Raw genomic sequence first — 24,981 nt, forward strand, 5'->3', positions numbered from 1 at the left:
AGTCGCAGGTTCGTCAGGTCGCAGCTTCGTCAGGTCGCTGGGGCGGCAAGCACCTTGTCGATGCGGTGGCCGTCGAGGTCGAGCACCTCGAAGCGCCAGCCGCCCCATTCAAGCGCCTCGCCGACGGTGGGCAGGCGCCCGAGCCGTGCCAGCACGAAGCCGGCCAGCGTCTCGAAGTCGTCGCCGCCGCGCATGTCCTCCAGCGCCAGCGTCCGCTCGACCTCGTCGACCGGCATGCGCGCATCGAGCAGCCACGAGCCGTCCTCGCGCGGCACCGCGTAGGGCGCTTCCTCGCCGGCAAGTTCCGGCAGGTCGCCGGCGATGGCGGTGAGGATGTCGGTCGGCGTCACGATGCCCTCGAAGGCGCCGTGCTCGTCGACCACGATGGCCATGTGGACGGGCGAGCCCCGGAACTGGTCGAGCAGCTTCAGGATCGGCAGCGTCTCGCTGACATAGAGCGGCTGGCGCAGCGCCTTGCCGATGTCCAGCGTGCCGTCCGTGCGGTACTGGGCGAGCAGGTCCTTGGCATGGACAACGCCCAGCACCTCGTCGACCTCGCTGCGGCAGACCGGGAAGCGCGAGCGGCCGCTGCGGCGGATTTCGTCCATGATGGCATCGGGATGATCCTCGATGTCCAGCCAGACCGTGTCGACGCGCGGCACCATGATCGAGCGGACGTGGCGCTCCGCCAGCGTCAGCACACGCTCGATCATGGTGCTTTCCTCGGCGCTGAAGGCGGGTACCCCGCCGGCCGTCGAGGCGATGACGGCCAGTTCCTCCGAGGCCTCGGGCGCGCTCCCGCCGCCGCGCAGCAGGCGCAGCACCGCGCGCGAGGTTCGGTCGCGCAGGTCCATCGTGGTCACGCGCTTGCGCACGTTGCGCCGGCCGGCCTGGTTGGCGGCCTCGATCAGGATCGAGAAGCCGATCGCCGCATAGAGGTAGCCCTTGGGAATGTGGAAACCGAGGCCCTCGACGATGAGGCTGAAGCCAATCATCAGCAGGAAGCCGAGGCACAGGATGACCACGGTCGGATGGCGGCTGACGAAGGCCATCAGCGGGCGGCTCGCCAGCATCATGACGAGGATGGCGACGATGACCGCGATCATCATGATCGACAGCTCGCGCACCATGCCGACGGCGGTGATGACGCTGTCGAGCGAGAACACCGCGTCCAGCACGACGATCTGGGCGATCACCTGCCAGAACACCGCATAGGCGGCGTTCGACGCCTTGGTTTCGTGCGCGCCTTCGAGGCGCTCGTGCAGTTCCATCGTGCCCTTGAAGAGCAGGAACAGGCCGCCGAGGATCAGAATGACGTCGCGCCAGGAAATCTCGCTGCCCAGCACCGTGAAGAGCGGGTAGGTGAGGGTGACGATCCACGAGACCGAGGCAAGCAGGACGAGGCGCATGATCAGCGCCAGCGACAGCCCCAGTATGCGGGCCTTGTCGCGCTGATGCGGCGGCAGCTTGTCGGCGAGGATGGCGATGAAGACGAGATTGTCGATGCCGAGGACGATCTCGAGGATGACCAGCGTCGCAAGGCCGGCCCAGGCAGCGGGATCGGCCATCCATTCGAAGAGCATCGGTTCAGTTCCGGGATATGAAGGACATCAGAAGATCTGGGCGATGAGGAAGAGCGCGGTTTTCACCAGCGCATAGACGACGCCCCACACGAGGCCGGCGGACAGCACCGAGAAGAGCAGGCCGGCCGCGATCCACAGCCCGTCCCTTTCGAGGACGCCGAGCGCCATCACGCAGATGGCGAAGGCCGGCAGCATGTTGCCGAGCGGGATGGGCAGGAAGAGGACGACCGCGAGGAGGAAGCAGACGATGCCGACCAGCCGCTCCATCGGCATGGTGCTCATCCAGCCGAGGCGGGGTGCCAGCAGGGCCTCGCCGCGCGCCAGCCATGGCCGCGCGCGCATCACCACCGCCTCGAAATCGGCGCGTGCCATCGAGCGGTTGGCGATCATGCCGGGCAGCCAGGGCCGCATCCCGAGGGCGAGTTGGGCGGCGAGGAAGATCAGCGGCGCGCCGAGGACCGCCGACAGGCCGGGCGGCGCCGGCAGCGCGTTGGGGAAGGCGAAGATGAACAGCAGCGCCGCCAGCGCCCGGTCTTCCAGCGCGGTGAGCAGGTCGCGTATGGCGATACGCTCGCGGCGCTTGTCGGCGGCCAGCGCTGCCAGCAGGTCGGAGAGACGACTCTCGCCGTCTATGTCCTCGCCATCGGTGGCGGCGGATGGCCGGGCGCCCGATCCGAGGTCGTCGACGCTCATGACCGGCCGGTCTCCACGACGATCGCTCCACCCACAGCAAGGGCCACGCCGGCCGCGGACTCGAGGAAGCCATCGGAGGCGCCGGGCGCGTCCGGCGCCGGTGCGGCGGCTGGGCGAGGGATGAAAGTCGGTCCGCTCGGCCCCTTCGTGGTGCCGTTCGCATGTCGTGGGCGAGCCTGCCCGGCATGGGCGGCGTCGAGGCTGTCCTGGGCCTCACCGAGCGCCCGCGCCTGAACGAGTATGGTCTGCGCCATCAGATAAGGCGCATCGGGCTGCCGGGCGACGAGTTCGGCGATGAGCCGTTCCGCCGCCGCATCCCAGCGGAGCGGCAGTCGGCGCGCCTCCGCCAGACGCGCGAAGAGTTGCTCGATGGCCTGCTTCTCATGCGGTTTCATGGCCGTGGAACCTCAATGCGCGTCGGATGTGGCGGGACGGTCGGCGAGGGTGCCGATCGCTCCTTCGAGCAGCGGCGTGTCGACCTTGGCGACGAACGCGTAGTTGATGTGGCCGGCCTGCCAGTGGGCGGTGGTGAAGCCGTCGCGGCGCAGCAGCGTCGGGGCGGCGATCGCGGCGGTGTCGGAGCGCACGGCGAACAGCGTGACCAGGCCGAAGGCGCCGGTCTGGATGGCGATCTGCAGGCTCGGCCCCTGCGTCGAGGGGAAGACCTGCACGTCCTCGATCTCCCAGCTCGGCGGCAGGTCGGGGACGATAATCTCGGTGGCGGCGCGGATCTCGCTGGCGTCGAGGGCCCGCGTCTCGATCTGCGAGGCCATGGAGAGGCGCAGTTCGGTGGCGTGATAGGCGCGCACCGCGTCCTCCACATAGGCGGGCGGAAGATCGCGCGCGGCAACCCGGCTCACCACCCAGGAGCCGAGATAGGCATGCGCCAGCCAGCCGCTGCCGATCAGCGCCATTACCGCCGCGCCCTTGCGCAGGCGCCGCATCCACAGCTGGCGGGCGAGGCCGCGCTCCAGCCGGCGCGCCGCCGCGACGTTCCCGATGGCGGGAGCATCGCCGGCGCCGCCATAAGCGAGGCGGACCTCATTCCAGCTGCGCATGTCCGCCATCATGGCGACGGCGGCATCGGCATTGCCGGACAGGTGCGCCTCGATCTCGATCATCCGCGCGCGCGGCAGCTCGCCGTCGAGATAGGCCTGAAGGTCGTGTTCGGGGATCGGGTCAGATGTCATCGGCACCCCTCACCAGCTTCAGCCGCCTTTGAGCACGCCCCGTCTCCGCTCCGGCGCTCTCGCCCGCCTCGCCCATGATGCGAAGCGCCATGCGGGCGCGGGCGAGGCGCGACATCAGCGTGCCGGCGGGGACGCCCAGCACCTCGGCCGCCTGGGTGTAGCTCATGCCCTCGACCGCGACGAGATGGAGCGCGGCGCGCTGGTCCTCCGGCAGCTCCTCGACGGCGCGGCGCACCTGGCCGAGCCATACGCCCTGCTCCTGAACCGGCTCGACGACATCCTCCCGCGTCGGCGCCTCGCGCGTCGCATGGGCCGCGCGCACGGAGCGGGCGCGGGCGTCGTCGATGAAACGGTTGTGGAGGATGGCGAACAGCCAGAGCCGCAGGTTGCTCTCCGGCCGGAAGGAAGCTCGCCGTTCATAGGCCAGCACGAGCACGTCATGGACGAGGTCGTCCGCATCGGCACGGTGTCGCGTCAGGGCGAGCGCGTAGCGGTGCAGGGCCGGCAGGTGGCCGACGACGTCGAAGCGGGCGGATTTGCTCATCGCCCATTAACGGACGAGGCGGGCATTTTATTCCCTCGCCGCGGGGGTTTTTTGACCAGTGCTGTTCCGGAGGCCGGTGGAGAGGACCCGCCGGGCTGGTCCATCCGGGCGTCGGTGGCCGCAGCGCCTGCCAGCAGGTGCCGTTTCGCGGTCTCCACCACCTCCCGCGTGAGCTCCGCCAGCCGGTCGGCGGCAAGGCGGTTCACCTGCCAGTACAGGGGCACATCGAGCGGCGTGCCGGGCACCAGTTCGACGAGCCGGCCGGATTGCAGATGCGCGTGCACGAGCTGGGCCGGGTTCATCCCCCATCCCATGCCGGACAGGCTGGCGTCGACGAAGCTCTGCGTCGAGGGCAGCCAGTGGGTGGGAAAGGCGAGGTCGGCGCCGAGCATCTGGCGTATCCAGCGGTCCTGCAGCCGGTCCTTCTGGTTGAAGGTCAGGGCCGGGGCGTTGGCCATCGCCGCCGCGGTGACACCTCCGGCGAAGTACCGGGCCATGAAGTCCGGGCTCGCCGTCGCATGGTAGCGCAACGCGCCGAGCGAGAGCCGCCGGCAGCCCTGTATCGGCTTTTCCACGCTGGTGACGGCCGCGATCACCCGCCCACGCTGCAGCCATTCGGCGGTATGCTCCTCGTCGTCGGTGGTGACGTGCACGAGATAGGGCGAGCGCTTGGCGAAGTTTGCCAGCGCCGACAGGAACCACGTCCCGAGGCTGTCGGCGCTGGTCGCGATGTGCAGCGTCACCCGCTGCGGCGGCGCGCCGGGCTCGGCGAGGGCCGGCAGCTGCTCCAGCAGCTCGCCTTCCAGCATGCCGACATTCTCCATATGACGGCAGAGCCATTCCCCTTTCTCGGTCGCCGTGCAGGGCGTGCCGCGCGCGATCAGTACGACGCCGAGGCGTTCCTCCAGCTGCTTCACCCGCTGCGAGATGGCCGAGGGGGTGACGTTGAGGCTCCGCGCAGCCTTCTCGAAGCTGCCGGTCTGGACGACCGCCGCGACGGCCCGGAGGGCGGAATAATCGAGCATGGATTAGCCTGGCTTAATCAGGATTAGGAACATTAACTATCCTGAATGGCGTCGTCGCGCTACCGGAACGACTACTCGCTTGGAACTGTGTGGTTATGAGTTTTCCGGTTTATGTGACGGGTCTTCTGATGGGCCTGAGCCTCATCGTGGCGATCGGCGCCCAGAACGCCTTCGTGTTGCGTCAGGGGCTGCGCAACGAGCATGTGTTCGCCGTCTGCCTCACCTGCGCGCTGTCCGATGCGTTGCTCATCGTGCTGGGCGTGACCAGCTTCCGGCAGATCGCCGCGCTGCTGCCATGGCTCGATCCGGCGATGCGCTATGCGGGGGCGGCGTTCCTCATCTGGTATGGCGCCCGCAGCCTTTATTCCGCGCTGTTCTCCTCGGGAACACTGGCAGTGGGGGAGGCGGGCGCGTCGAGCTTCCGCCGCACCCTGATGATGTGCCTCGCCCTCACATGGCTCAATCCGCACGTCTATCTCGACACGGTGGTGCTGCTCGGCACCATTTCCACCCGCTTCCCCGGAGACGAGGCCTCCTTCGCGGCGGGCGCGATGACGGGCTCCTTCCTGTTCTTCTTCTCGCTCGGCTATGGCGCCATCCGCCTGCAGCCGGTCTTCGCGACCCCGGTGGCGTGGCGCTGCCTGGAAGGGCTCATCGCGCTGACCATGTGGGTCATCGCCTTCAAGCTGCTGACGGGTGTGTGACCCCCGCCGGCCGCCGATCCTCAGGACATTCGCGGTTGCCGGCCGCGCTCGCGCCGCGCCGCGCCGGCCCAGACGTCCTCGCCGATGCGCCACAGCGGCGGCATCCGGGTGAAGGGCGGGATCGTGTGGGCGATGACCGCGATGGCGAGGCGCCCGTCGGCGCCGAGCTTGGCGTGGATCGCCTTGACGTGCGCCTTCACCGTGTCGACGCCGACGTCGAGGATCGTCGCGATATCCTCGTTCGACTTGCCGCGGGCGATCCACGAGCCGACTTCCAGCTGGCGCGGCGTCAGCTCGGGGAAGGCGATGCGCAGCCGGTCGGCGGGTGTCAGGGTGGCGAGGGTGCGCTGGAAGGCCTGCCGATAGCTGCGCACGATATGTGGGCGGAAGGCCTCCAGCCGGTCGCGCTCGGCGTCGCTGAAGGTCGAGCGCCCGATCACCCGATATCCGTTGATCGTCAGCACATAATCCTCGTGCTGCATCACGATCGACATGATGTGCCGGGCGTTGGAGGGCAGGAATACCTCCTGCGCGATCGGCAGGGCGAGGAACTCCTCGTCACTGAAGAAGTCGGATTCGCGCAGCGCGCGCTCGCCGAAGAAGGCGGGATCGTAGCCCCAGAAGGCGTGGCTGTGCATGTGGCGCGCGAAGGCCGCGATCCCCTGGGCCCGCCGGGCCGGGTCGTCTTCGATCGACAGCATCGAGCGGAATTCGCCGCTCGTGTGATGGAATTCGGAATAGGTCACGACATCGGCGTCGATCAGCCGGCCGACACCGGCGAACAGCGCGCCCGGCAGGCTCAGCAGGTCGGGCTCGGCCTCGTAGAGGACGATGATTTCCTGCGCGAGCCCCGCATCATGCGGTCTACTCTTTGGGGTAATGGCACGTTCCGCCGCCTGCATTGCATCATTACCCGTCGCGCGATGTGTAGCCACGCCCCTTCACCATGCTAGCGCACGGTCGGGGGGCGCGCGACGGCTTTTGCGCTTGTGCTGGGCATGCATCCCAATTTTTTAAGGCGTTCTGGAATACGAATGATTTGTATCAATTTTCGTATAGTCCCCATGGCGCCCCTTCTTTCCTTGGGTCGGAAAAGTAGCTTCCCTTGTTTCTGAAGCGCTATGCTCACCGTGGCGGGTGCCAATAGTTGTCCGTCGACAGCATTTTCCGGGCTTCACCCTTACGGGTAATGGCAGCGCGCATGCCGCTCATCTTAGATCGCGCCGCCAGCGGGCAGGGGAGCCTCCTCGAACGCGCGGACCGGCCCTCGTCCGTCCGCGCGCACCTCTTTGCTGGGGATTTCCCACGGACCGATGGAGCCAAGCATGTGGAACGACCCGGTCGCCAACACGCCGTCGATCGTCCAGACCAATTTCGGCCCCTGGGGCACGTCGCTTCCGGCTGATGGGGAGAGTTACTGCGCCCCGACCTCGGTCGTGATGGGGCTCTATTATCTCGGCAGCAACGGTTTCACCCAGCTCGCCCCGGCGCGCTATGCCGGCCCGGATGACCGCGAGAGCATCCTGTTCGAGCGGCTGATCGCCGGCATGCTCGGCACCTCGCCCACCCAGGGCACCACGGTCCTGTCGGGCCTCGCCGACTATTTCGCCGCCCGCGGCCTCGGGCTGGACCAGTACACCTATATCAGCACGGGCGTGCCCGATCTCGAATGGCTCGACACCCAGCTCGCCGCCAACGACGCCGAGGATCCGCAATGGATCTCGCTCACCGTCTTCTCGGTGGGCTGGTTCTACAAACCGAAGGAGGACGACCCGGGCTGCGGCTGCACCCTCTGCAATGACGGCGGCCACACGCTGGCGCCGCTCAAGGTCGACCTGTTCACGCAGAAGGTCACGATCAACAACGCCTATCCGATGTCCTTCCTCGACGTGCCGAACGAGCCGTCGAGCAACCCGCAGACCGTGGCGCTCCAGCTGGTGCCGGCGGGCATGACGGTGGAAGGGCTCGACGACCCGCAGCAGTACAGCGAGGTCATGACCGACATTCTCGGCAGCGGCGACAACTTTGCCATCCTCTGGCTCGCCGCGAGCTGGACCATCGCGGCCTCGGCGCTTCCCACCACGCCCGGCTACGCGCCGGCGACCTGGCAGATCGATGGCCCGAAGAGTCTCAACACCAACGAGGCGACGCTGACCGTGCTGGCCCCGCTCGCCGGCCAGGGCGGCTTCGTGAAGTATGGCGAGGGAACGCTGCTGCTCGCCGCGTCCAACCGGCTGATGGGCCGCAACGAGGTCTGCAACGGCACGCTGGCGAGCACGCTGACGACCGACACGCCCTTCGGCACGTGGACCGTCGTCCTGCGCAACGGCGGCACGCTGGCGCTCGCGCCGGAAACCTCCGACCTCGTGACTGTGCGGATCGCCCCGGGGCATCTCGCGCGCTTCGTCGTCGAGGCCGGCGGCGGCACGCTGCGGCTGAACGGGGTCAACAGCTATGCCACCACCATCGGCGGGGGCGAGGACGGGAAACTGCCGAACATCGTGCGCGACAATGCCGGCACCCTGACCCTTGCCCCCGGCGGCGGCATCGCGGCGCTGGGCACGAGCCAGAAGGTGCTCGTCGCCGGCACCGGCGACAACCTTCCCCCGCTCGTCGACGGCATCGTCTCTCCCGCCATTCTCGCCGTCGACACTGACGCCGCCGCCTCGGCGAGCTTCCTGACCTACGACACTTCGAACGGCTTCATCGCGGCCGCGCCGACGCTGTCCTCCAGCCTCGGTATCAACGGCGTCACGGCAAGCACGGTCTACGAGGTCGTGGACGACCAGACGGTCGATAGCGGCGGCGCCCCGCAGGTGGCGGCGCTGGAGCTGAATGGCGGTGCCGTGTCCGGCGGCGATGCCGAGCTTCTGGTCGGCAGCCAGGCGTCCGGCCATGTGGCGGGCGTGGTGATGAATGCCGGCAGCATCAGCGTCGACACGCTGGTGTTCGGCGCCGCCGAGGCGGTCGTCTACGGCGCAGCATCGGACGGGCTGGAGATCGCCTCGACGTTGAGCGGCAGCGGCGGCCTGAGCATCTTCGGCCCCGGCACGCTCACCCTCTCCGCCGACAATGGCTCCAGCCTTTCCGGCGCGGTGAACGTGAACGCCGGGACCCTCGTCGCCGCCGGCGCCTCCGCGACGGGTTCCGGGGATGTCCGGGTGCGCTCCGCGGCGAGGCTCGAGGTTCCCGGCAGCATCGCCGGGCCGGTCGAGGTCACGCAGGGGGCGACGCTGTATCTGAACAACGGGACGCTCTCCGGCGCCGTCTCGATCGCGGGCATCGGCACCGACAGCCCGATGCCCGGCGGCACCCTCGAAGGCGCCGGCGTCATCTCCGGCGCGGTCACCATCGGCGGTACCGTCCGTCCGGGGACGCGGGCCGGCCTTCTGGAGTTCCAGGCGACGACCACGATCGCCGGCACCGGCATCATCTACTGGCGGCTGGAAAAGCTGGTGGCGGATGTCGATTCCAGGCCGGGCGAGGGCTGGAACGGCTATGTGTTCAACGATGCGAGCAGCGGCGTGGGCGTCTCGGGCGACGCGCCCATGTATCTGCTCGAATTCGCCGGGCTCGGCGTCCATCCCGATGCCGGCGATCCGTTCTGGAAGCAGCCGCGTCGCTGGCAGTTCATGATGTTCCCGAACGGCTACGCCGACATCTGGTTCGGCGACGGCAACTTCTCCTACAGCGCGGGGAATTTCGGCCTGGTCCTCGAGGCGGACAACTCGGTCTACCTCACATGGACGCCGACCTCGCCGCAGGGGCCGGCACAACGGCGCCGTGAGCAGGCGAGGGCACGCCGCAGGCACCTCTCGCCCGCGCGGCCGGCGGCTTGAGCGCGGCGGCCGGTCTTGACCTCACCGTGCCGCGACGGGAAAAGCCTCTGTCGCGCGTCCGGGCTCCGTATGGCGCGGCCAGATATCGGAGGTCCCGTTGAACGGCGAAGAGCTGAAGAACATCCTGTGCCGGCTGGAATGCGGAATGGTGCTGACGGTGCCGGACGAATGGATCGACCGCATCATCCCCGGCTCGCACGTCACCCGTGTCCGGCTCGTCGGCGAGATCGCCCGGCAGTATTTCTGCACGCACCGGCAGGATTTCGGCACGCAGAGCTTCGAGAAGCAGGAAGTCCCGGCGACGGGCTGAGCGGGTCGCTCGGCCCGCGCGCCTAATACTCCTCGTAGCGGGCGGGGTCCTGGTCGAAGGTGCGCCCGTCGGGACGCGCCAACGTGGCGATCGACGCCATGTCCTCGGCGGACAGCGCGAAGTCGAAGACCGACAGGTTTTCCACCTGCCGCTCGCGGCTGGCGGCCTTTGGCAGGGGGATCGCGTCGAGCTGCACGTGCCAGCGCAGGATCACCTGCGGGATCGTCCTGCCGAGCCGCCGGGCGATCGCCCCGATCGTCGGATCCTCGAGAAGCTGATTGGCGCGGCCGAGCGGGCTCCAGGATTCGGTGACGATGCCGTGGGCCCTGTCGAAGGCGCGCTGTTCGGCCTGCGGGAAATAAGGGTGCAGCTCGACCTGGTTGATGGCCGGGACGACCCCGGTCTCACTGATGATCCTTTCGAGGTGAGGCGGCAGGAAGTTGCACACGCCGATGGAGCGGAGCAGGCCGCGCTTGCGGGCCTCGATCAGCGCCTGCCAGGCTTCGACATACAGACCCTTGCTCGGGTTGGGCCAGTGGATCAGGTAGAGGTCGTAATAGTCCAGCCGCGCGCGGTAGAGCGATTCCTCGATGGTCGCGATCGCCTCGCGGAAGGGCTGGCGTCGGCCGGGCAGCTTCGAGGTGATCCGCAGCTCTGCACGCGGCACGCCGGCCTGCCGGACGGCTTCGCCCAGCGCGCCCTCATTCTCGTAGCTGAAGGCGGAATCGAGCAGCCGGTAGCCGGCATGGATGGCGCTCACCATCCCCGCCACGCCCTCGGTGCCGTTCAGCTTGTAGGTGCCGAAGCCGATCTTCGGCAGCGTCGTGCCGTCGCTGAGGGTGACGCCGGGAACGGCGATGGCCGACATGGAATGTTCCTCTGCTTGCATCGCGACAGGCTAGGCCGCGACGCCGCGCGATGAAAACGAATTCGTGGATTGGCGTTCAGTCCGATGGAGAATGGGGGCCGGGGCCGTGAACCTCGCGGACCAGATCGAGCCACGCCTGCGCCGCCGCCGGGAGATAGGCTCCGCGTCGCCAGACCATGGCCATGGCCCATTCCGTGTCCGGCTCCTTCAGGAGCACGTGCCGGACCGCCGGGTTGCGTCGCTGGGTGGCGATCATGCGGGGCAGGAACGCGATCCCGAGGCCGGCCCCGACCAGTTCGACGATGAATTCGAGCTGGCTGCTGCGGGCCACCACGTCCGGCTCGAACCCCGCGCGCCGGCAGGCGTCGAGGATGACCCGGTGCAGGGTGAAGCCGCTCTCGAACAGGATGAACGGCGTGTCCCTGACCTCAGCGAGGGTGACCGAGCGCCGCGTGGCCAGCGGGTGATCCGACGGCAGCAGCGCCACCAGTGGCTCGCGCCGGACGAGCTGCCAGTCGAATTCCTCCGTGGTCGGCAGCAGGGCGCCGGCAAAGTCGATCTCGCCCGCGCGCAGGCTCTCCTCGAGGCGGGAGCTGCCATACTCCACCAGCCGGACCTCGATGCCGGGGTAGCGCTGGCGATAGACGGCGAAGAGCGGCGCGAACAGCGTGCTGCTGCCGACCGGCGGCAGGCCCAGCCGCAGGGAGCCGCGCTTCAGCCCGCGTATCTCGTCGAGCTCGGCGAGGAGATCGTCGCGGTCGGCGAGAAGCTTCACGCCCCGGCGATACACCGCTTCCCCGGCGGCGGTCAGCACGCTGCGATGGCCGATCCGGTCGAGCAGCGGCGTGCCGAGTTCCTCCTCCAGTTGCTTGACCGCCTTGCTCACCGTGGATTGCGTGGCGAACACGGTCTTGGCCGCCTGCGAGAAGCCGCCCTGGCGGACCACTTCGACGAAGGCACGGAGCGGGCGGAATTCCATTTAAAGTCCGATTTGGAATGATCATTAGTCAATCAATTCATTTTCATCATGCTGCAATGCGACATAGCTTGTCGAGAGGAGATACCCCGATGAGCACGCATTACAGGCTCGCTCGTTTCATCCATCGCAGCGCCTGGCTGCAGATCGGCCTCGTGGCCGCCTTCTGGCTGGCCGGCGAGGCGTGCGTGCGCGCCCTTGCGCTGCCGCTTCCCGGTGGCGTGGTGGGACTGGCGCTTCTGCTGGTCCTGCTCGCCACCCGCAGGGTGAGCGTGTTCAGCATGCGGCGCGGGGCCCAGCGGCTGCTGGCCGACATGCTGCTGTTCTTCGTGCCGGCGGTTCTCGCCGTGCTCGATCACCGGGAGTTTCTCGGGCTGGTCGGGCTGAAGATCCTGTTCGTCATTCTCGTCAGCACCGCGGCCGTCATGATGGTGACGGCCCTTGCCGTCGATTGCTGCTACCGCTGGAGGCTCAGCCATGTCGGGGCTAAAGCCGCTCATCGCTGAGCCCGTCTTTCAGGCGCTGCTCTGGTCGGCGGTGACGATCGGCTTCTACTGGGCCGCCAAGCGCCTCTATGCGCGATGGCCGCGCTGGTGGCTCATGCCGCTGGCGGTGACGCCGGTGCTGGTCGCCGTCGTCGTGCTTCTGCTGCATGCGAGCTATCACGACTATATCCGCGGGACGAAGTGGCTGGTGCTGCTGCTCGGCCCGGCGACCGTCGCCTTCGCGATCCCGATCTATGAGCAGCGCGGGCTCATTCGCCGGCACTGGCCGGTGCTGCTCGTGGGAATGGTCGCCGGCAGCCTCACCGCGATCGCCTCCAGCTGGGCGCTGGCCGCCATGGTGGGGCTGGATCACACGCTCCTGCTCAGCCTGCTTCCCCGCTCCATCAGCACGCCCTTCGCCATGGAGGTGTCCGGGGACATCGGCGGCGTTCCCGACCTGACGGCGGTGTTCGTCGTCGTCACCGGCATCGCCGGCGCCGTCATCGGCGACATGATCCTGGCGCGCGTTCCGCTCGTCTCGGCTCTCGCCCGCGGCGCGCTCTTCGGCGTCGGCGCGCATGGCGCCGGCACCGCCCGGGCGCACCAGCTCGGCGAGACCGAGGGCGCGGTGGCCGGTCTCGTCATGGTGCTGGTCGGCCTGCTCAACGTGCTGCTCGCGCCGATTGTCGCCCGTCTCCTGGGATAGGGCGGGGGGCCTGCGCGCTTCCCCTGAAAAATAGGCCCCGTCCTGCGAAACAGGAGCGGGGCCAGTCGATATGCGAGGAGCTTTGGGGGACGCTCTCCGCGTTGGCCGGAGGTGGGTCCGGCAATTGGGCTGCGCCCGTGACCAGGCCGGCTGGAACAGGCGGGGAGGCGGGGCCGGTCGGCCGCGCCCATCGGGTGTCGCCGCGTGCCGAAACTGCCCGGCATAACCCAACGAGGCGCCCGGAGAGTCAACGCGCCTGTCTGTCGACATCGCAGTTAACTATCAGAAAACATTCACAAAGACCCTTCGGCCGCTTCGGTCGGCATCAGGTCGGGCGCGGAGTCTGCCTCGTGAATGTTCTTCCGCCAGTAGGAGGGCTGGACCCCCCACATCTGCCGCATGATCGAGCCGAGATGGCTGTTCGAGCTGAAGCCGGCCTGCCGTGCGACATCGCTTAGGGCCTGTTCGGTGTTGATGATCAGGTGCCGCGCGCAGGCGAGGCGCGCGGAGATCACATATTGATGCGTCGTCTGCCCCGTCGTCCTCTTGAATGCCCGCCCGAAATGGGCCGGCGAAAGCCGGGCGATATCGGCCAGCTCGTGCAGCGGCAGCGGTTTTCCGAGGTTGGCCTGGATGTAGTCGTTCACGCGCCGCCAGGCGCTCGGCGAGAGCCCCCCGGCGTGCGGCCGCAGCATCGTCGGCTTCAGCGACGAATAGTTGCGCAGCAGATGCGTCGCAAACAGCGTGACGAGCGCGTCAAGGCTTTCCGCGCAGCCCATCTCGGCATTCTCGACCTCGTATCGCATGTGCAGGGCGAGGTTATGGGCCCTTTCGTCGATGATGCCGAGCTTCGGCGGCCGCAGTTCGAACGTGTCCCTGTCGAACTCCGCGCCGGCCAGACGCTGCAGGCGCTCGGGCTCCACCGCGACCAGAAGATTCTGCTTCTCCACTCCCCAATGTGCGAAGAGCTCGCTGTCGGCCGGGACGATCTCCAGCGATCCCACGGGTGCGAAGCCGGGCGTCCGGCGGTCGCTGTTGAGCGCCATCTGGCGTTCCGGCTGCGCGGTGAACAGCACCAGGGCCATATGCGAGGGGGCTGTGAAGTGAATGGAGTTCGGCCCCGTATGCGTGCGGGTGACAGCCCCGCCCTCGAACTCGAACTTGGGTCCCCACTTGTCCGGCACACCCTGCAGCATCATGCCTGCATCTCCCCGCACCCAAGATGAACCGATCGCCACCTGCCGTTTTCGATCTCCCGGCGGCAGATGGGCCCCCGGTCGGGGTTGCAGGGCCTCTCCTGCGTCGCCCTCCCGGTTTCGTGGATCGGAATCCACATATCAATCGATGCGTGGTTTCTAACAAGATGCCGCTTTTCCGCTGCTCATAAGTTGGGAGCAGGGTGCGATCAAACCGGCAGCATGAATTGCGCGTCAGCCGGCGCGGAGGGCCAGCGTAAGGCATGGCAGACAAAGGCTTCCCGCCCTCCGGGGCGGAGGGGACGCAGGGTTCCCGGCGCCTCAGCCTCTCGCCTGATTTTCGATCATCGTCTCGATGGCGCCGATCGCGGCCGCGATGTCGGCGATCTTTCGCAGCGCATTGTCGGACGGCATCGCGCCCGCGCGTGCCGTGGCGCGGATGAGGTCGCGCTGCGCCTTGAGCAGATGGGCATGGAGCGCCGCCAATTCGTCCGTTTCCGAGGGGGAGGGCGGCGGCGCCGGAGCGGGCACATGCCCGCCGGTGGCCTCGTCCAGTTCCCGCCGTCTTGTCTCGAGGCGTGCCCATGAGCGCCGGCTGGCGACGACGTAGCGGCGGCGGTCCTCGTCCGTCAGCGTCATTCCCCTCGCTTTGGCGATATCGCGCGAATGATCGGCCAGGGCGGCTTCGAGATGGGAAAGGGCTTCTTCTATCCGTGCGTTACGCATGCCGTAGCGTTCTTCGCGCTCGAGTGCCGGGGGATGGCTCGGTTTGTTGACGCCGCCCTTTCGTGGACGTCGTCGAGGTGTGGCAATACGACTCTGCCGAAGCAAGCTGATCATCCCGAGGCCCTGGTTGTCATCCGCAGCTTAGGTATATTCTGGTGACAGATGGTGCCGTCCGCCCGGATTTGCAGGGGGGCTCGGCGCGGAGAGCCGTGGCAACGTCCGCCCGGCCGGCGCGGGCGAGAGCCCTCCGCCGAGGCGGCATCCACGAGGAAAGAGCGCGACTCAGTCCGTCACATCAGCGGCGCGAAGACGGAAATGGCCTTCGGGTGAACCTTGAAATGGGCCGGCGTCGAGGTGACGATCTCGCCATCGGCGTTCACGGGCATGGGCTTGCGCGTCGCGATGTCGAACTCCACGCAGCGCGCCGTTCGCACTTCCCGCCAGGCACCATGGGTTCCGGAGCGGAACGAGCGCAGCATCAGCGCCATCTTCCAGAGATTGGTCATCTCGAGGCTGTAGAGATCGAGGTGGCCGTCGTCGATCTCCGCGTCCTCCTGAACGACGTTGCCGCCGCCGTAATGGCGTCCGTTGCCGACCGAGATCTGGTAGGTGTCCACCTCGACCGACTGCCCCTTCTCGGTGATGGTCGCATGGAAGCGGCGGGCCTTCGCCAGAACCTTCAGGGCGGCGAGCGAATAACCCAGCCGGCCGAAGTGCTTCTTCAGCACCGGGTCCAGCCCCTCGGCGAGCCTGGCGCTGAGGCCGATGCTCGCGACATTGAAGAAGGCGTGGCCGTTGACCGTGCCGAGGTCGACCCTCCGCGTCTCGCCCTTCACGATGACAGCGGCTGCGTCGACCAGATCGTCGGGGAGTTCCAGGGTCCGGGCGAGATCGTTGGCGGTTCCCATCGGGATGATCCCCATGGGCAGGCCGCTTTCCATAACCGCCATGCCGGCCGAGGAAACGGATCCGTCCCCGCCGCAGACGATGATCAGATCCGCCTCTTCCTGCAGCCGGACGATGTCGCGCGCGATCTCCGGCAGGGCCTCGAACGTCTCGACCCGGACGTCGAGGCCGCCATCTTCCAGCCGACGGATGACGGGCCCGATTTCTTCCTGCCCACGACGAGCCTTCGGATTGCGGAGGAGGAGCGCGCGGCGTCTTGTCATGGGGCTCGCTGAATGGGAGGAGGCGGCATTATCGGGTGACGACTATGGCGGCACGGCGACGAGGGGGCCCGCCTGTTCCGCCGGGGCAACTCAAGGCGTCTTGGAACTCTCTTCCGCGCGCCGACGTTCGCAGGGTAGAGCTGTCGACATAGGCTGTGTCGTCATCGAAGTGCGCACCATCGATCCGAACTTTCTCTCGCGGACAATGAGTGTGAAGGTGGGCTGGATGCGCCCGGCTGTTCGGAGGCCGAGCTTAGGCTGGCGCCGCGAAGCCGTCCTCCGCGCCGAACCCAAGGCGGTGACATGGAACCGTTCCGCGCCCGCCACGTTTATCGTCACCCAAGCTAGGAGAAGAACATGGCCACCACCCCCGATTTCGCGAAGGTTTCCCAAGACATCGAGGCGCTGCGCGGCGACGTCGCCAAGCTGGCGGAATCGCTTTCCGGCCAGGCGGACCAGGTTCGGCAGGCGGCCCGCCGGGGCGCGGCGAGGGCCGGCGCGGCGGTGGACTACGCGTTGGCCGGCGGCAGCGATTTTCTGGAGGACGCCGGCGAACGCGCGCGGACGGCTGCCGACGAGCTTTCCACGCTCGCCCGTCGCCATCCCGTCGCCGCCGTGGCCGCCATCGTCAGCGTCGGGCTCATCGCCTTCCTGGCGGCGTCCCGGCGCTGATCGGAAGGGGAGGGCTGCTCCGGCAGCCCTTCCGTCGCGGCCTTCTTTCGCCCGCAATCCTCGCCTATATCCCGATGGTCGAAAGATCGACGTGCCCGCCCGGACTTTTCGAGCGCGGGTCTTTTCCAAAAACATCCCAAAATCACCGCAAGCCCGCCAATGGCGCGCGTGCGCAAAGGATTCCATGAATAAAAACGCCAAGCGCGGCGAAGATCGCCGCATCATCGATACGCCTGCCGTCCGTTCTCCTGCCGACTGGAAGCCCGAACCCTGCGGCCTTACCCGCGAGCAGATCCGGGCCATCATTATCGAGCAGATCGGCTGAGCCACCGGGCGAACCGCCTCAAGGGCGCCCGCTCGCCGGCCGGATCTATCGGCGCGGAATGTCGCGCTGATCCGGGCCATACTTGAGATAATTCCTCTTTCCGCTCCCATCGTCGCCCGTGCCGGGCGAGTCAGGTCGAGCCGTCGCTGGCGGCGGCTCGACCTGATATGCCGACACGCGCGGGCGGCGAAGCCGCCGGTATCAGGCGCGGCTGAGCCGGCAATGGGGGCTTCCGGTGGAGAAGGGGGAGGGAGCCGGGACAGGAGCCCGCCTGCGTGCTCATCCGCACGTTGATCATACGTGCGCTGGAATGATGTCCGGCGCGCGGCTCCCTGCGTTTTCCCGGAGCATGCCGAATTACGGAGACCCGGCAGCGGCAACATTCCTATGAACGCAAAAACGCCGCCCTGGCGGTTAGTCCGGGGCGGCGTTTTTGTTGGATTTCGTATTGAAGCGATGCTGTTCTTTGCAGGCCTGGCAGCGACCTACTCTCCCAGGTCTTGAGACATAGTACCATCGGCGCTGAGGAGTTTAACGGCCGAGTTCGGGATGGGATCGGGTTCAGGCTCCTCGCAATGGCCACCAGGCCGGCAAAGGACACACCCTTAGGGCAACCGACACCTCTTCGTCCGGCGACTTGCCGGTCGCTTGAACGACCATCTCGTCGAGAAGAACATCAGAGGAGCGCCGAACCCGCCGTTGCGGTGGCGCCGCGTCGATGGGCGCCTTATAGGGGGAGCCCCTCGGATCTGTCAATCCCGCCGAATCGGCCACATTGCATTTTTATGTAGGAGGGCGGTCGAGGCGTTCAAGGGCAGCACGGCTTGGCATCGCGAAAGGCGCGGCCACGCTGGGGTTTTCCGCCCGCCTGGCGTTGTCCACAGCTTCGGAGGATCCCGTCGCCGGCATGCCCCCCGCCGCACTGCCGGCCGGGCACGGACACCCGATCGCCGGCCGGTGCCCGTGGTTCGGCGATCGTGTTCTTATCCGTCATGGCGCGTCTCGAACCCACTTGAAGCGGCACCCCGGCCCCCTTATGGTGCCGCCACCTGAGCGGGCGTAGTTCAATGGTAGAACGGCAGCTTCCCAAGCTGCATACGAGGGTTCGATTCCCTTCGCCCGCTCCAGCGTCCCCCTCCGATAGATCCTTGGCTTGCCGCTCGAGCGCTGAACGACGCGTTCCCCAGCGCGTTCCCGATTTCTGTTATGACGCGTTCCGCCCGGCGCGATCCCCCCGCTAGGATGCGCGCCGTATGGGATTGGTCAGGTCGACCGGAAAGGCTGGAGGCTTCGCGTGAGCAGGGACGCCCTCGTTTTCTACAGTGCCGTGGATGACTCCGCCGCCTGGCGCGCGGCGCTTGCCGCCGAATTGCCCGATCTCGATTTCCGCGCCGATCCCGACATCGGCGATCCCGCCGACATCCGCTATGCGCTCGCCTGGGCGCCGCCCGCCGGTTTCTTCGCGCGCTTTCCCAATCTCCAGCTCGTCACCAATCTCGGCGCCGGCGTCGACGCGCTGGTGCGGCGCGACGATCTCGTGCCGGTCAAATTCTCCCGCCTGTCGGATCCCGGCATGGTGGCGATGATGACGAGCTATGTCGTCTTCGCCGTGACGCGCTATGCGCGCGACATTCCGGTCTTCGAGCGGGCCAAGCGGCGCGGGGAGTGGGAGTATGTGCATCCGCGTGCCTTGTCCGAGATCCGGGTCGGCGTTCTCGGCCTGGGCGAGCTCGGCGGCGCGGCGGCGCGCACGCTGGCGGCCATGGGCTTCACCGTCACCGGCTGGTCGCGCACGTCGAAGCGGATCGAGGGCGTCGCCTCGCTGACCGGCCGCGAGGGGCTGGAGCAGGTGCTGGCGGGCAGCGAGATCCTCGTCTGCATGGTGCCGCTGACCGGCGACACCCATCATCTGCTCGGCGCGCGCGAGCTGGCCCTGATGCCGCGCGGCGCGAAATTCGTGAATGTCGCGCGCGGCGCGCTGGTGGACGAGGCGGCGCTTATCGAGGCGCTGCGTGCCGGGCGCATCGCCGAGGCCACGCTGGACGTCTTCGAGACCGAGCCGCTGCCGGCCGGCCACGCGCTTTGGTCGCTCGATAACGTGCTGATCACCCCGCACATGGCGAGCATCACGGTGCCGGCGCTCGCGGCCCGCGACGTGGCGGAGAGCATCCGGCGGGTGCGGCAGGGGCTCGCGCCGCTGCACGAGGTCGATCCGGCGCGCGGCTATTGAGGCCCCGTGCGGGCGAGGCTCCGCGCGGGTCAGGCGTCGCCCCGTCGGCGTCGCTCAGGCGAAGATCGTCTCGGCGCCGACCGGTCGGTGGAAATAGAAGCCCTGGAACAGCGTGGCGCCGAGCTCCTTCAGCCGCGCGAGCTGCTGTTCCTCCTCCACCCCCTCGACGACGAGTTCGAGGCCGAGCGAGCTGGTGATGGAGACCGCCGCCTTGATCTGCGCCTCGTCGATCGGGTCGTTCAGCAGGTCGCGTGTCACCGTCCAGTCGATCTTGATGCCGTCGACCGGCAGCTGCTTCAGCGCCTCGAAGGAATTGTAGCCGTTGCCGAAATCGTCGAGATAGACGTGCAGGCCGTGCGTGCGCAGCGTGGAGAGGAAGCTCGCCACCTGCGCGGCGTCGTACATCTCGTCGGTCTCGGTGATCTCGATCCGCAGCGCCCTTTCGATCCCCGGATTGGCGTCGATGAGGTCCAGCAGCTTGCGCTGGAAAGCGGTGTTGGCGAGCGTGTGCACGCCGAGATTCATCGAGACGTACTGGTCCTCGCCGCGCGCCAGCAGCTGCATGGCGAAGTCGACGCACTGGCGGCACACCCAGTTGTCGATGCGGCCCATCAGGCCGAGCCGGCGCGCCGCGGGCAGGAACTGCGCCGGGCTGTAGGAGGCGTCCTCGCTGTCGATGAGCCGGATCAGCGCCTCGTAGCCGCACACGCGCTGCCGGGTGTCGACGATGGCCTGCAGGTGCAGCCGGAAGCGGTTCAGCTCCAGCCCCAGCCGGATGCGCTCGGCCCAGCCCACCCGCTGGTGCGTGGTGTGCACCTTGGGGTCGCCGAGGTCGTAGAGCTGCACCCGGTCGCGCCCGCCCTCCTTGGCCACACGGCAGGCCGTGTCGGCGGCGGCGAGCAGGCCCGAGGGCGTCTGCCCGGGCTGCGCCAGCGTCAGGCCGATGCTGGCGGTCAGCGTCAGGCGATGTCCGCCGGCGCGGAAGGGGTGGGTCTGGAGGGCCGCGTTGAGTCGGTTGGCGATGCCGGTGACTTCCGCCTCGTCGAGGCCGGTCAGCACGATGGCGAATTCGTCGGCGCCGATGCGCGCCAGCGTGTCGTCGGCCCGCAGCTGGGCCCGCAGGAAGCGACCGATATCGCGCAGCAGGTCGTCGCCGGCGGCGTGGCCGACCGCGTCGTTGATGCCGTTGAAATGATCGACGTCGATCACCCCGACCCAGAAGGTGCCGGTCTCGCCGTCGCGCTGGAGCTGGTCGAGCCGCTCCTCGAGCGCGAAGCGGTTGAGCAGGCCGGTCAGCATGTCGTGGCGGGCCTGCTGCGCGATGAGGCGGGCGAAGTCGGCCAGCGCCTCGGTGTGCTGGCGCAGCTGCTCGCGCACGGCGACGAGTTCCGCCTCGCGCTTCTTCTGGGCGGTGAGGTCGGTCCAGATGCCGACCGAGCCGCCGCCGGGCAGCGGGTTGTGGCTCGCCAGGATCCAGCCGCCGTCGCGCAGCGGGATCTCGACCGGCCGCTCGCCGCTCTTCGCCGCCGCCCGCCGCAGCGCGCCGACCGCGCCTCCGGCCTGATGGGCGAAGAAGCCGTTCGCCGAGGCCTCGTCGAGCACGTCTGACAGGCGGCGCCCGGGCTCCAGCGCGGCGTTCGACCCGGCGAGCATCTGCCGCAGGCCGCTGTTGGTCTGCACGATCCGCTCCTCCGCATCGAGCAGGACGAGGCCCGCCGCGATGCCGTCGATGGCCTCGTGCAGCCGGGCCTCGGAGGCCTTGAGGCGCGAGACGTCGGACCAGGTGGCGACGGTCCACAACTCAGGAGTGCGGTTTTCGCGTACCTGCACCCAGCCGCCATCCTCCAGCGGGATGAGGAAGGGCTCGCCGTCGGCGTCCGCGTGGTGCCGCAGCCGTTCCGCGACATAGCCGTCGCGGTTCGCGACCCGGCTCATCTCGCCGTCCGGCACGGAGGCGAGCGCGAAGAAGGTCAGCCCCTGCAGGTCGCCCAGCGGTTCGAGAAAAGGAAAAAGCTCGATGAAACGGCGGTTGTGGAAGACCAGACGGTCCTGGTCGTCGAAAACGGCGAAGCCGTCGCGCGTGGCGTCCAGCAGCCCGGCGATGGCACCATCGCCGATCCCGTCCGCGCCCGTTCCCGCCGCTTGCGGGTCGGAGCCGCTCCTGTTCGTCCGTCCCGTCCGCACCATTCCGAATGGTCCATCCATCCGGCTTACGCTTCCACAACCGTAAGGTGGTCACGGAATTGCGTTTTGCCCCGCCCGTCATTCTGAGGAATGCGAGCCCAGATCAAGTAGAATACTATTTCGTGGCACGTGCAACCCGAGCGAACCTGCGAAAAATGTGCTCGACCCGACAAAGTTTGCGTATGGTATACGAAAATGACATGGAGGAATTCATGGCTGTTCGTTCGTCGGGAAGCGGAACGACAGGCCGTTGGGTGGCGATGATCGGCGCCGTTGCCCTGCTGGGTGCGGCGATCGGCCTGTGGGCGCGTCACGGTGCGGCCGTTTTCTTCGACATGCTGGCCGCCGGTATCGCCTATTGTTTCTGAAAGCGGGGTGCCGCTCCGGCAACCCTTGCCCCGAACCCTCCTTCGTGGTCGCCATGTCCAATCGTCGCGTTCTCCTGCTGCTGGCCGCCTTCGTGGTCGGTGCCGTCGTCATCGTCGCCAGCGCGCTGGCGCTGCTGCCGCAGACCCCGACCGCCGTGTCCACCCAGACCACCATCGGCGGGCCGTTCGAGCTGACCGACCAGGATGGGCAGAAGGTCACGCAGGACACCTTCCTTGGCGCGCCGACGCTGGTGTTCTTCGGCTTCACCCATTGCCCGGACATCTGCCCGACCGCGCTGTTCGAGATGTCCCAGCTCTTCGAGGCGCTCGGGCCGGACTCGCGCAAGGTCACCGGCCTGTTCATCACTGTCGATCCCGAGCGCGACACGCCGGAGGTCATGAAGTCCTATCTCGGCAGCTTCCACCCCAGCATCCAGGGGCTGAGCGGTACGCCTGAGCAGGTCGCTGCGGTCATCAAGGCCTACCGCGCCTACGCGAAGAAGGTGCCCACCCAGGGCGAGGACTACACGATGGACCACACCGCCATCGTCTATCTGATGGGCAAGGACGGCAGCTTCGTCGCCCCGTTCAATCTCAAGCGCCCGCCCGCCGAGGCCGCCGAGGACCTGCGCCGCTACCTCTGACGGCGATCCGCCGGAGGAGGCGCGTGCGCCGCCGCGAGGTGCGCGCCAGGCCGTGCTCGGTCTTCTCCCAGCGGTGCGGCGCGACGATGAGCTGGAAGAGCGCGCGCCACGCGGCAGCCGACAGCATCAGCCAGTAGACCGGCATCAGCGCCAGGACGCGCGTGGTCCCCGGCACCTGTCTCCGCCGCATGCCGATCGCCGTCGAGAGCGCGGCGCTGCCATAGCCGGCGAGCAGCACGCAGGGCCAGACCGCGTCGAGGAACTGCGTCGCCCGGGAAGGGATCGCCTCCGGCGGGCGCCAGAGGTCCAGCAGCAGCACGAAGCCGAGGAAGGGGTGCAGCAGCGCGGCCGTCATGTTACGCGAAGGATCGGGTGTCAGTACCGGACCTAGGCGGGATTAGCCGGGATCAGCCGGGAAAGCGCGGTTCTGCAAGGGTTTTGGCGGCACCGGGCAGGAACTGCCGCGCGAAGGATCATATGTCAGCGATCCGCGGCGCCGAGAGCGGCGCGAAGGATCATGTGTCAGTGACGGCCGCCGCCGCGGCCGCCGCCCGGCTCCTGGTCAATCCGCGCCAGGAGCAGGTGCAGGAGCGATGTTCCGTACACCACGCAAAAGGGAATTCCGGCGGGTCGTCGAGTAGCTTCCGAGCCATGGCATCGCACCCAGGGCAGCATGGCTGGGGACCGCGCACGAAAACTGCGGCGACGAAGACGCGGCCGAAACAGGGCAATGTGCGCGCGCGGTAGTCCTTCATCCGCTGGCAGCGCAACAAGAAGTCCTCGTCCGGCGCATTCACCACGCCACCGGCCCGATCTCGCGCTTGTAGATAGTGCGGAAAAGGGTTGCGGCCTGCGCTTGGGCGGCGGACCGCTCCGCCGCGTCGAGCTTTCCGCAGTAAACCTTCAGGTTTCCGATGTCGGTGGTGTCTACCTTCGGGCTGCCCGACGCGATGATCACGATGCGCCACGCACAGCCGAGCGAACGGTTCGGCAAAACCATGTTGCCACAACCGTCGCTAAGACAAAAGGCGACGTTGCGCTGCCCCTGGTAATCGCCTTTCCAAGCTTTGCGATTATCAGCTTCAAGCCGGGAGATCATTTTCTTACATGATGTCGCCTCGTCGGCGCCGGCGCAGTAAAATCCATTGAGCGGCAGTTCGACGACTTCTGCCGGCTGCGCCAGCGAAGCCGAAGCGGTCAGGCCGACGGCCGCTAACGTCGACAAATTCGCGATAATCCAGCGTCTCATGGCCGCAGTCCCTTCACGCAAATCCTACGTACACGAACAGAATACCTTTCGGGAGGTAGCGTTATCCTGCCGGCTCCATACCAACCTCAAGCCGAGCGTTTGCCGGAGCCGGGCTGCTCGGTGATCAGATCTTTTCGCAGCTGCGCGCCAGTTAGCTTCACCATTGTGAACCGCTCGTCGGGATCGTCCGTCGCGTCGACAATAATCTTGTATTTTTCTGCACTTAATCGACCAAGGTCGACCATGGAAAGCGGCCTGCCGGCATCGCTATAGGCCCGTGCGACCATCTCAGTGACGCGCCCGAGCAGTTCCTCGTCGGGAGTGAAGTGGGCCCAGGGCTCGGGTTTGGGCGAGGCCGCACGCACGCCGGTCAACAGCCATGTCAAGTCGCAGCCGGCGTCATGGAGCTTCTGCAGGACAGCAACCTTCGGAGTCGTCTTTCCGTGCTCATAATCCTGGTAGGTACGAAAAGCTGCGCCGACCTTCTTGGCCATCGCCTTTTGGTCCAGATGCAATGATTCGCGAAACTGCCTGAGACGTTCGCTAAGCGAAGCGTCTTCGGTGGGCTCTTTGCGAACGGAATCCACCATCCTCATCGCTCACTTCGCAAAGGTGGATTGCGCAGCAGAAACAAAGAGATACGCAGAAAATCGTGCGTTCGCGACCGACGACGCTTCGCGAAGTGCAGAATGGTGCGTTGACACGCACGGTTTTCCGCGCATTCTCGTTGCCATGGCAGTAGCAAACGCAACGATAGACATCCCAAAAAATCCCGCCGTGAGGCGGGCGTGGATCCATATGCAGCTCAAGCTGTCCGGGTCTTCCTGGGCGTCTCTCTCGGCAGAAATCGGCGTGTCCCGTCAGGCGATTCAAGCGACCGCCGCAGGTGTCCCTTCGCTGCCCATCGAAAACGCCTTGGCGTCGAAGCTCGGCGTAACGCCCCAAGCCCTGTTCCCGGAGCATTGGACGTCAGCCGGTGCCCGAATCCCCAAACAGCGCACCGAACTACACAGGGCGAAGAATAGCCGATCGCCCTCGCCCTGCCATGTCGAAAAGCGCGAGGTCGCCTGACATGCCTTTCCTTCCGCAGCTCCGTAGCCGTCGCCGCACACCGAAGCCGGGCGAGGTGTTGACGCAAATGCTGGTCATAGCCGCGCTCCTGCTCGGTATCGCCCGCATTCTTTCGCTCATCGGCCGGTGGTGAGCGCGATGATGTACGTCATCGGTCGCCTCGCCCCCGATCACCCGAGTGGGTGCGTGTACTGGGACGGCTGGACCAAGGTCGAGGGCGGTCC

Annotated in this window: 27 protein-coding genes, 1 tRNA gene and 1 rRNA gene; 12 read left to right on the plus strand and 17 right to left on the minus strand. The window is 67.4% G+C overall.

Annotated elements, in window-relative coordinates:
* Nucleotides 1-29: 29 nt before the first annotated feature.
* From STARVERO_RS02455 to STARVERO_RS02480, 6 genes are read right to left on the minus strand one after another with little or no spacing between them, the layout of a single operon-like run.
* Entirely contained in the window at nt 30-1,583 is a 1,554-nt protein-coding gene (locus tag STARVERO_RS02455; protein ID WP_159597796.1) for a TerC family protein, read from the minus strand.
* A 27-nt stretch (nt 1,584-1,610) separates the two neighbouring features.
* Nucleotides 1,611-2,276, minus strand: coding sequence for an exopolysaccharide biosynthesis protein (locus STARVERO_RS02460; RefSeq protein ID WP_159597797.1), 666 nt, complete (start codon nt 2,274-2,276; stop codon nt 1,611-1,613).
* On the minus strand, nt 2,273-2,671 hold the full coding sequence (locus STARVERO_RS02465; protein ID WP_159597798.1) for a DUF2076 domain-containing protein: 399 nt from the start codon (nt 2,669-2,671) through the stop codon (nt 2,273-2,275). Before STARVERO_RS02465 ends, STARVERO_RS02460 begins: the two co-directional genes overlap by 4 nt.
* 12 nt (nt 2,672-2,683) lie before the next feature.
* A complete protein-coding gene (locus STARVERO_RS02470) occupies nt 2,684-3,466 on the minus strand; it encodes an anti-sigma factor family protein (protein WP_159597799.1) in 783 nt (260 codons plus the stop codon).
* Nucleotides 3,456-4,010 carry a sigma-70 family RNA polymerase sigma factor gene (locus STARVERO_RS02475; RefSeq protein WP_159597800.1) on the minus strand — a complete coding sequence of 185 codons (555 nt, stop codon included), beginning with the start codon at nt 4,008-4,010 and terminating at the stop codon, nt 3,456-3,458. Before STARVERO_RS02475 ends, STARVERO_RS02470 begins: the two co-directional genes overlap by 11 nt.
* Entirely contained in the window at nt 4,007-5,035 is a 1,029-nt protein-coding gene (locus STARVERO_RS02480; RefSeq protein ID WP_159597801.1) for a LysR family transcriptional regulator ArgP, read from the minus strand. The genes STARVERO_RS02475 and STARVERO_RS02480 overlap by 4 nt, the downstream gene beginning before the upstream one ends.
* 95 nt (nt 5,036-5,130) lie before the next feature.
* On the opposite strand from STARVERO_RS02480, the gene STARVERO_RS02485 reads away from it, so the two are divergent.
* Nucleotides 5,131-5,739 carry a LysE/ArgO family amino acid transporter gene (locus tag STARVERO_RS02485; protein ID WP_159597802.1) on the plus strand — a complete coding sequence of 203 codons (609 nt, stop codon included), beginning with the start codon at nt 5,131-5,133 and terminating at the stop codon, nt 5,737-5,739.
* A 20-nt stretch (nt 5,740-5,759) separates the two neighbouring features.
* Here STARVERO_RS02485 and STARVERO_RS02490 read toward each other — a convergent pair whose 3' ends face one another.
* Nucleotides 5,760-6,674 (minus strand): helix-turn-helix transcriptional regulator, encoded by a 915-nt coding sequence (locus tag STARVERO_RS02490; RefSeq protein ID WP_244616509.1) that lies wholly within the window; start codon nt 6,672-6,674, stop codon nt 5,760-5,762.
* 390 nt (nt 6,675-7,064) lie between these two features.
* Here STARVERO_RS02490 and STARVERO_RS02495 point away from each other — a divergent pair, with 390 nt between their 5' ends.
* On the plus strand, nt 7,065-9,578 hold the full coding sequence (locus STARVERO_RS02495) for a hypothetical protein (protein ID WP_144344048.1): 2,514 nt from the start codon (nt 7,065-7,067) through the stop codon (nt 9,576-9,578).
* Between the two features lie 97 nt (nt 9,579-9,675).
* Nucleotides 9,676-9,888 carry a hypothetical protein gene (locus STARVERO_RS02500; protein ID WP_144344049.1) on the plus strand — a complete coding sequence of 71 codons (213 nt, stop codon included), beginning with the start codon at nt 9,676-9,678 and terminating at the stop codon, nt 9,886-9,888.
* 22 nt (nt 9,889-9,910) lie between these two features.
* On the opposite strand, the gene STARVERO_RS02505 is transcribed toward STARVERO_RS02500, so the two are convergent.
* Together STARVERO_RS02505 and STARVERO_RS02510 are read right to left on the minus strand one after the other, a co-directional pair.
* A complete protein-coding gene (locus tag STARVERO_RS02505; RefSeq protein ID WP_144344050.1) occupies nt 9,911-10,756 on the minus strand; it encodes an aldo/keto reductase in 846 nt (281 codons plus the stop codon).
* A gap of 76 nt (nt 10,757-10,832) precedes the next feature.
* Entirely contained in the window at nt 10,833-11,735 is a 903-nt protein-coding gene (locus STARVERO_RS02510) for a LysR family transcriptional regulator (protein WP_144344051.1), read from the minus strand.
* A gap of 89 nt (nt 11,736-11,824) precedes the next feature.
* Here STARVERO_RS02510 and STARVERO_RS02515 point away from each other — a divergent pair, with 89 nt between their 5' ends.
* Complete coding sequence (locus STARVERO_RS02515; protein ID WP_144344052.1) at nt 11,825-12,238, plus strand: CidA/LrgA family protein; 414 nt, start codon at nt 11,825-11,827, stop codon at nt 12,236-12,238.
* Nucleotides 12,210-12,923: an LrgB family protein gene (locus STARVERO_RS02520; RefSeq protein ID WP_144344053.1), complete on the plus strand. Its 714-nt coding sequence runs from the start codon at nt 12,210-12,212 to the stop codon at nt 12,921-12,923. Before STARVERO_RS02515 ends, STARVERO_RS02520 begins: the two co-directional genes overlap by 29 nt.
* A gap of 293 nt (nt 12,924-13,216) precedes the next feature.
* Here STARVERO_RS02520 and STARVERO_RS02525 read toward each other — a convergent pair whose 3' ends face one another.
* The 3 genes from STARVERO_RS02525 to STARVERO_RS02535 all read right to left on the minus strand — a co-directional run bounded on the left by STARVERO_RS02525 (nt 13,217) and on the right by STARVERO_RS02535 (nt 16,014).
* The gene (locus STARVERO_RS02525; RefSeq protein WP_159597803.1) at nt 13,217-14,119 is read right to left on the minus strand and encodes a helix-turn-helix domain-containing protein; all 903 of its coding nucleotides are present in this window, start codon (nt 14,117-14,119) and stop codon (nt 13,217-13,219) included.
* Nucleotides 14,120-14,440: 321 nt separating this feature from the next.
* The gene (locus STARVERO_RS02530; RefSeq protein WP_144344055.1) at nt 14,441-14,959 is read right to left on the minus strand and encodes a hypothetical protein; all 519 of its coding nucleotides are present in this window, start codon (nt 14,957-14,959) and stop codon (nt 14,441-14,443) included.
* Nucleotides 14,960-15,135: 176 nt separating this feature from the next.
* Nucleotides 15,136-16,014, minus strand: coding sequence for a lipid kinase (locus tag STARVERO_RS02535; protein ID WP_159597804.1), 879 nt, complete (start codon nt 16,012-16,014; stop codon nt 15,136-15,138).
* Nucleotides 16,015-16,371: 357 nt separating this feature from the next.
* Here STARVERO_RS02535 and STARVERO_RS02540 point away from each other — a divergent pair, with 357 nt between their 5' ends.
* Together STARVERO_RS02540 and STARVERO_RS23310 are read left to right on the plus strand one after the other, a co-directional pair.
* On the plus strand, nt 16,372-16,686 hold the full coding sequence (locus STARVERO_RS02540) for a hypothetical protein (protein ID WP_144344057.1): 315 nt from the start codon (nt 16,372-16,374) through the stop codon (nt 16,684-16,686).
* A 184-nt stretch (nt 16,687-16,870) separates the two neighbouring features.
* Complete coding sequence (locus tag STARVERO_RS23310) at nt 16,871-17,011, plus strand: hypothetical protein (RefSeq protein ID WP_200837638.1); 141 nt, start codon at nt 16,871-16,873, stop codon at nt 17,009-17,011.
* A 472-nt stretch (nt 17,012-17,483) separates the two neighbouring features.
* Here the strand turns inward: STARVERO_RS23310 and rrf are convergent.
* A 5S ribosomal RNA gene (gene rrf / locus STARVERO_RS02545) occupies nt 17,484-17,598 on the minus strand.
* Nucleotides 17,599-18,064: 466 nt separating this feature from the next.
* Between rrf and STARVERO_RS02550 the strand changes: the two genes are divergently transcribed.
* Together STARVERO_RS02550 and STARVERO_RS02555 are read left to right on the plus strand one after the other, a co-directional pair.
* Nucleotides 18,065-18,138 (plus strand) — tRNA-Gly (locus STARVERO_RS02550).
* Nucleotides 18,139-18,305: 167 nt separating this feature from the next.
* The gene (locus tag STARVERO_RS02555) at nt 18,306-19,241 is read left to right on the plus strand and encodes a 2-hydroxyacid dehydrogenase (protein WP_159597805.1); all 936 of its coding nucleotides are present in this window, start codon (nt 18,306-18,308) and stop codon (nt 19,239-19,241) included.
* A 54-nt stretch (nt 19,242-19,295) separates the two neighbouring features.
* Here STARVERO_RS02555 and STARVERO_RS02560 read toward each other — a convergent pair whose 3' ends face one another.
* The gene (locus STARVERO_RS02560) at nt 19,296-21,428 is read right to left on the minus strand and encodes a putative bifunctional diguanylate cyclase/phosphodiesterase (protein WP_159597806.1); all 2,133 of its coding nucleotides are present in this window, start codon (nt 21,426-21,428) and stop codon (nt 19,296-19,298) included.
* 197 nt (nt 21,429-21,625) lie between these two features.
* Between STARVERO_RS02560 and STARVERO_RS23315 the strand changes: the two genes are divergently transcribed.
* Both STARVERO_RS23315 and STARVERO_RS02565 read left to right on the plus strand, forming a co-directional pair.
* Complete coding sequence (locus STARVERO_RS23315; protein WP_186292038.1) at nt 21,626-21,793, plus strand: hypothetical protein; 168 nt, start codon at nt 21,626-21,628, stop codon at nt 21,791-21,793.
* A 53-nt stretch (nt 21,794-21,846) separates the two neighbouring features.
* Nucleotides 21,847-22,437 (plus strand): SCO family protein, encoded by a 591-nt coding sequence (locus STARVERO_RS02565; RefSeq protein ID WP_144344651.1) that lies wholly within the window; start codon nt 21,847-21,849, stop codon nt 22,435-22,437.
* On the opposite strand, the gene STARVERO_RS02570 is transcribed toward STARVERO_RS02565, so the two are convergent.
* The 3 genes from STARVERO_RS02570 to STARVERO_RS02580 form a co-directional block, all read right to left on the minus strand.
* Nucleotides 22,388-22,792, minus strand: coding sequence for a hypothetical protein (locus STARVERO_RS02570; RefSeq protein WP_159597807.1), 405 nt, complete (start codon nt 22,790-22,792; stop codon nt 22,388-22,390). The genes STARVERO_RS02565 and STARVERO_RS02570 overlap by 50 nt on opposite strands.
* A gap of 438 nt (nt 22,793-23,230) precedes the next feature.
* On the minus strand, nt 23,231-23,686 hold the full coding sequence (locus STARVERO_RS02575; protein ID WP_159597808.1) for a hypothetical protein: 456 nt from the start codon (nt 23,684-23,686) through the stop codon (nt 23,231-23,233).
* Nucleotides 23,687-23,772: 86 nt separating this feature from the next.
* Nucleotides 23,773-24,276 carry a helix-turn-helix domain-containing protein gene (locus STARVERO_RS02580; RefSeq protein WP_159597809.1) on the minus strand — a complete coding sequence of 168 codons (504 nt, stop codon included), beginning with the start codon at nt 24,274-24,276 and terminating at the stop codon, nt 23,773-23,775.
* A gap of 208 nt (nt 24,277-24,484) precedes the next feature.
* Between STARVERO_RS02580 and STARVERO_RS02585 the strand changes: the two genes are divergently transcribed.
* Complete coding sequence (locus STARVERO_RS02585) at nt 24,485-24,757, plus strand: helix-turn-helix domain-containing protein (protein ID WP_159597810.1); 273 nt, start codon at nt 24,485-24,487, stop codon at nt 24,755-24,757.
* Nucleotides 24,758-24,981 lie beyond the last annotated feature (224 nt).

Origin of the sequence: Starkeya nomas (assembly GCF_902703545.1) — a bacterium.
GTDB classification, from domain to species: Bacteria; Pseudomonadota; Alphaproteobacteria; order Rhizobiales; family Xanthobacteraceae; genus Ancylobacter; species Ancylobacter moscoviensis.

Excerpts from the sequence above, each read along its gene's own strand:
- STARVERO_RS02560 (WP_159597806.1), bottom strand. The coding sequence starts at position 21,428 with ATGGTGCGGACGGGACGGACGAACAGGAGCGGCTCCGACCCGCAAGCG.
- STARVERO_RS02530 (WP_144344055.1), bottom strand. The coding sequence starts at position 14,959 with ATGATCAGCTTGCTTCGGCAGAGTCGTATTGCCACACCTCGACGACGT.
- STARVERO_RS02460 (WP_159597797.1), bottom strand. The coding sequence starts at position 2,276 with ATGAGCGTCGACGACCTCGGATCGGGCGCCCGGCCATCCGCCGCCACC.
- STARVERO_RS02570 (WP_159597807.1), bottom strand. The coding sequence starts at position 22,792 with ATGACGGCCGCGCTGCTGCACCCCTTCCTCGGCTTCGTGCTGCTGCTG.
- STARVERO_RS02540 (WP_144344057.1), top strand. The coding sequence starts at position 16,372 with ATGGCCACCACCCCCGATTTCGCGAAGGTTTCCCAAGACATCGAGGCG.
- STARVERO_RS02475 (WP_159597800.1), bottom strand. The coding sequence starts at position 4,010 with ATGAGCAAATCCGCCCGCTTCGACGTCGTCGGCCACCTGCCGGCCCTG.
- STARVERO_RS23310 (WP_200837638.1), top strand. The coding sequence starts at position 16,871 with ATGAATAAAAACGCCAAGCGCGGCGAAGATCGCCGCATCATCGATACG.
- STARVERO_RS02510 (WP_144344051.1), bottom strand. The coding sequence starts at position 11,735 with ATGGAATTCCGCCCGCTCCGTGCCTTCGTCGAAGTGGTCCGCCAGGGC.
- STARVERO_RS02505 (WP_144344050.1), bottom strand. The coding sequence starts at position 10,756 with ATGTCGGCCATCGCCGTTCCCGGCGTCACCCTCAGCGACGGCACGACG.
- STARVERO_RS02585 (WP_159597810.1), top strand. The coding sequence starts at position 24,485 with ATGCAGCTCAAGCTGTCCGGGTCTTCCTGGGCGTCTCTCTCGGCAGAA.
- STARVERO_RS02515 (WP_144344052.1), top strand. The coding sequence starts at position 11,825 with ATGAGCACGCATTACAGGCTCGCTCGTTTCATCCATCGCAGCGCCTGG.
- STARVERO_RS02495 (WP_144344048.1), top strand. The coding sequence starts at position 7,065 with ATGTGGAACGACCCGGTCGCCAACACGCCGTCGATCGTCCAGACCAAT.
- STARVERO_RS02485 (WP_159597802.1), top strand. The coding sequence starts at position 5,131 with ATGAGTTTTCCGGTTTATGTGACGGGTCTTCTGATGGGCCTGAGCCTC.
- STARVERO_RS23315 (WP_186292038.1), top strand. The coding sequence starts at position 21,626 with ATGGAGGAATTCATGGCTGTTCGTTCGTCGGGAAGCGGAACGACAGGC.
- STARVERO_RS02520 (WP_144344053.1), top strand. The coding sequence starts at position 12,210 with ATGTCGGGGCTAAAGCCGCTCATCGCTGAGCCCGTCTTTCAGGCGCTG.
- STARVERO_RS02535 (WP_159597804.1), bottom strand. The coding sequence starts at position 16,014 with ATGACAAGACGCCGCGCGCTCCTCCTCCGCAATCCGAAGGCTCGTCGT.
- STARVERO_RS02480 (WP_159597801.1), bottom strand. The coding sequence starts at position 5,035 with ATGCTCGATTATTCCGCCCTCCGGGCCGTCGCGGCGGTCGTCCAGACC.
- STARVERO_RS02580 (WP_159597809.1), bottom strand. The coding sequence starts at position 24,276 with ATGGTGGATTCCGTTCGCAAAGAGCCCACCGAAGACGCTTCGCTTAGC.
- STARVERO_RS02565 (WP_144344651.1), top strand. The coding sequence starts at position 21,847 with ATGTCCAATCGTCGCGTTCTCCTGCTGCTGGCCGCCTTCGTGGTCGGT.
- STARVERO_RS02525 (WP_159597803.1), bottom strand. The coding sequence starts at position 14,119 with ATGCTGCAGGGTGTGCCGGACAAGTGGGGACCCAAGTTCGAGTTCGAG.
- STARVERO_RS02465 (WP_159597798.1), bottom strand. The coding sequence starts at position 2,671 with ATGAAACCGCATGAGAAGCAGGCCATCGAGCAACTCTTCGCGCGTCTG.
- STARVERO_RS02575 (WP_159597808.1), bottom strand. The coding sequence starts at position 23,686 with ATGAGACGCTGGATTATCGCGAATTTGTCGACGTTAGCGGCCGTCGGC.
- STARVERO_RS02470 (WP_159597799.1), bottom strand. The coding sequence starts at position 3,466 with ATGACATCTGACCCGATCCCCGAACACGACCTTCAGGCCTATCTCGAC.
- STARVERO_RS02455 (WP_159597796.1), bottom strand. The coding sequence starts at position 1,583 with ATGCTCTTCGAATGGATGGCCGATCCCGCTGCCTGGGCCGGCCTTGCG.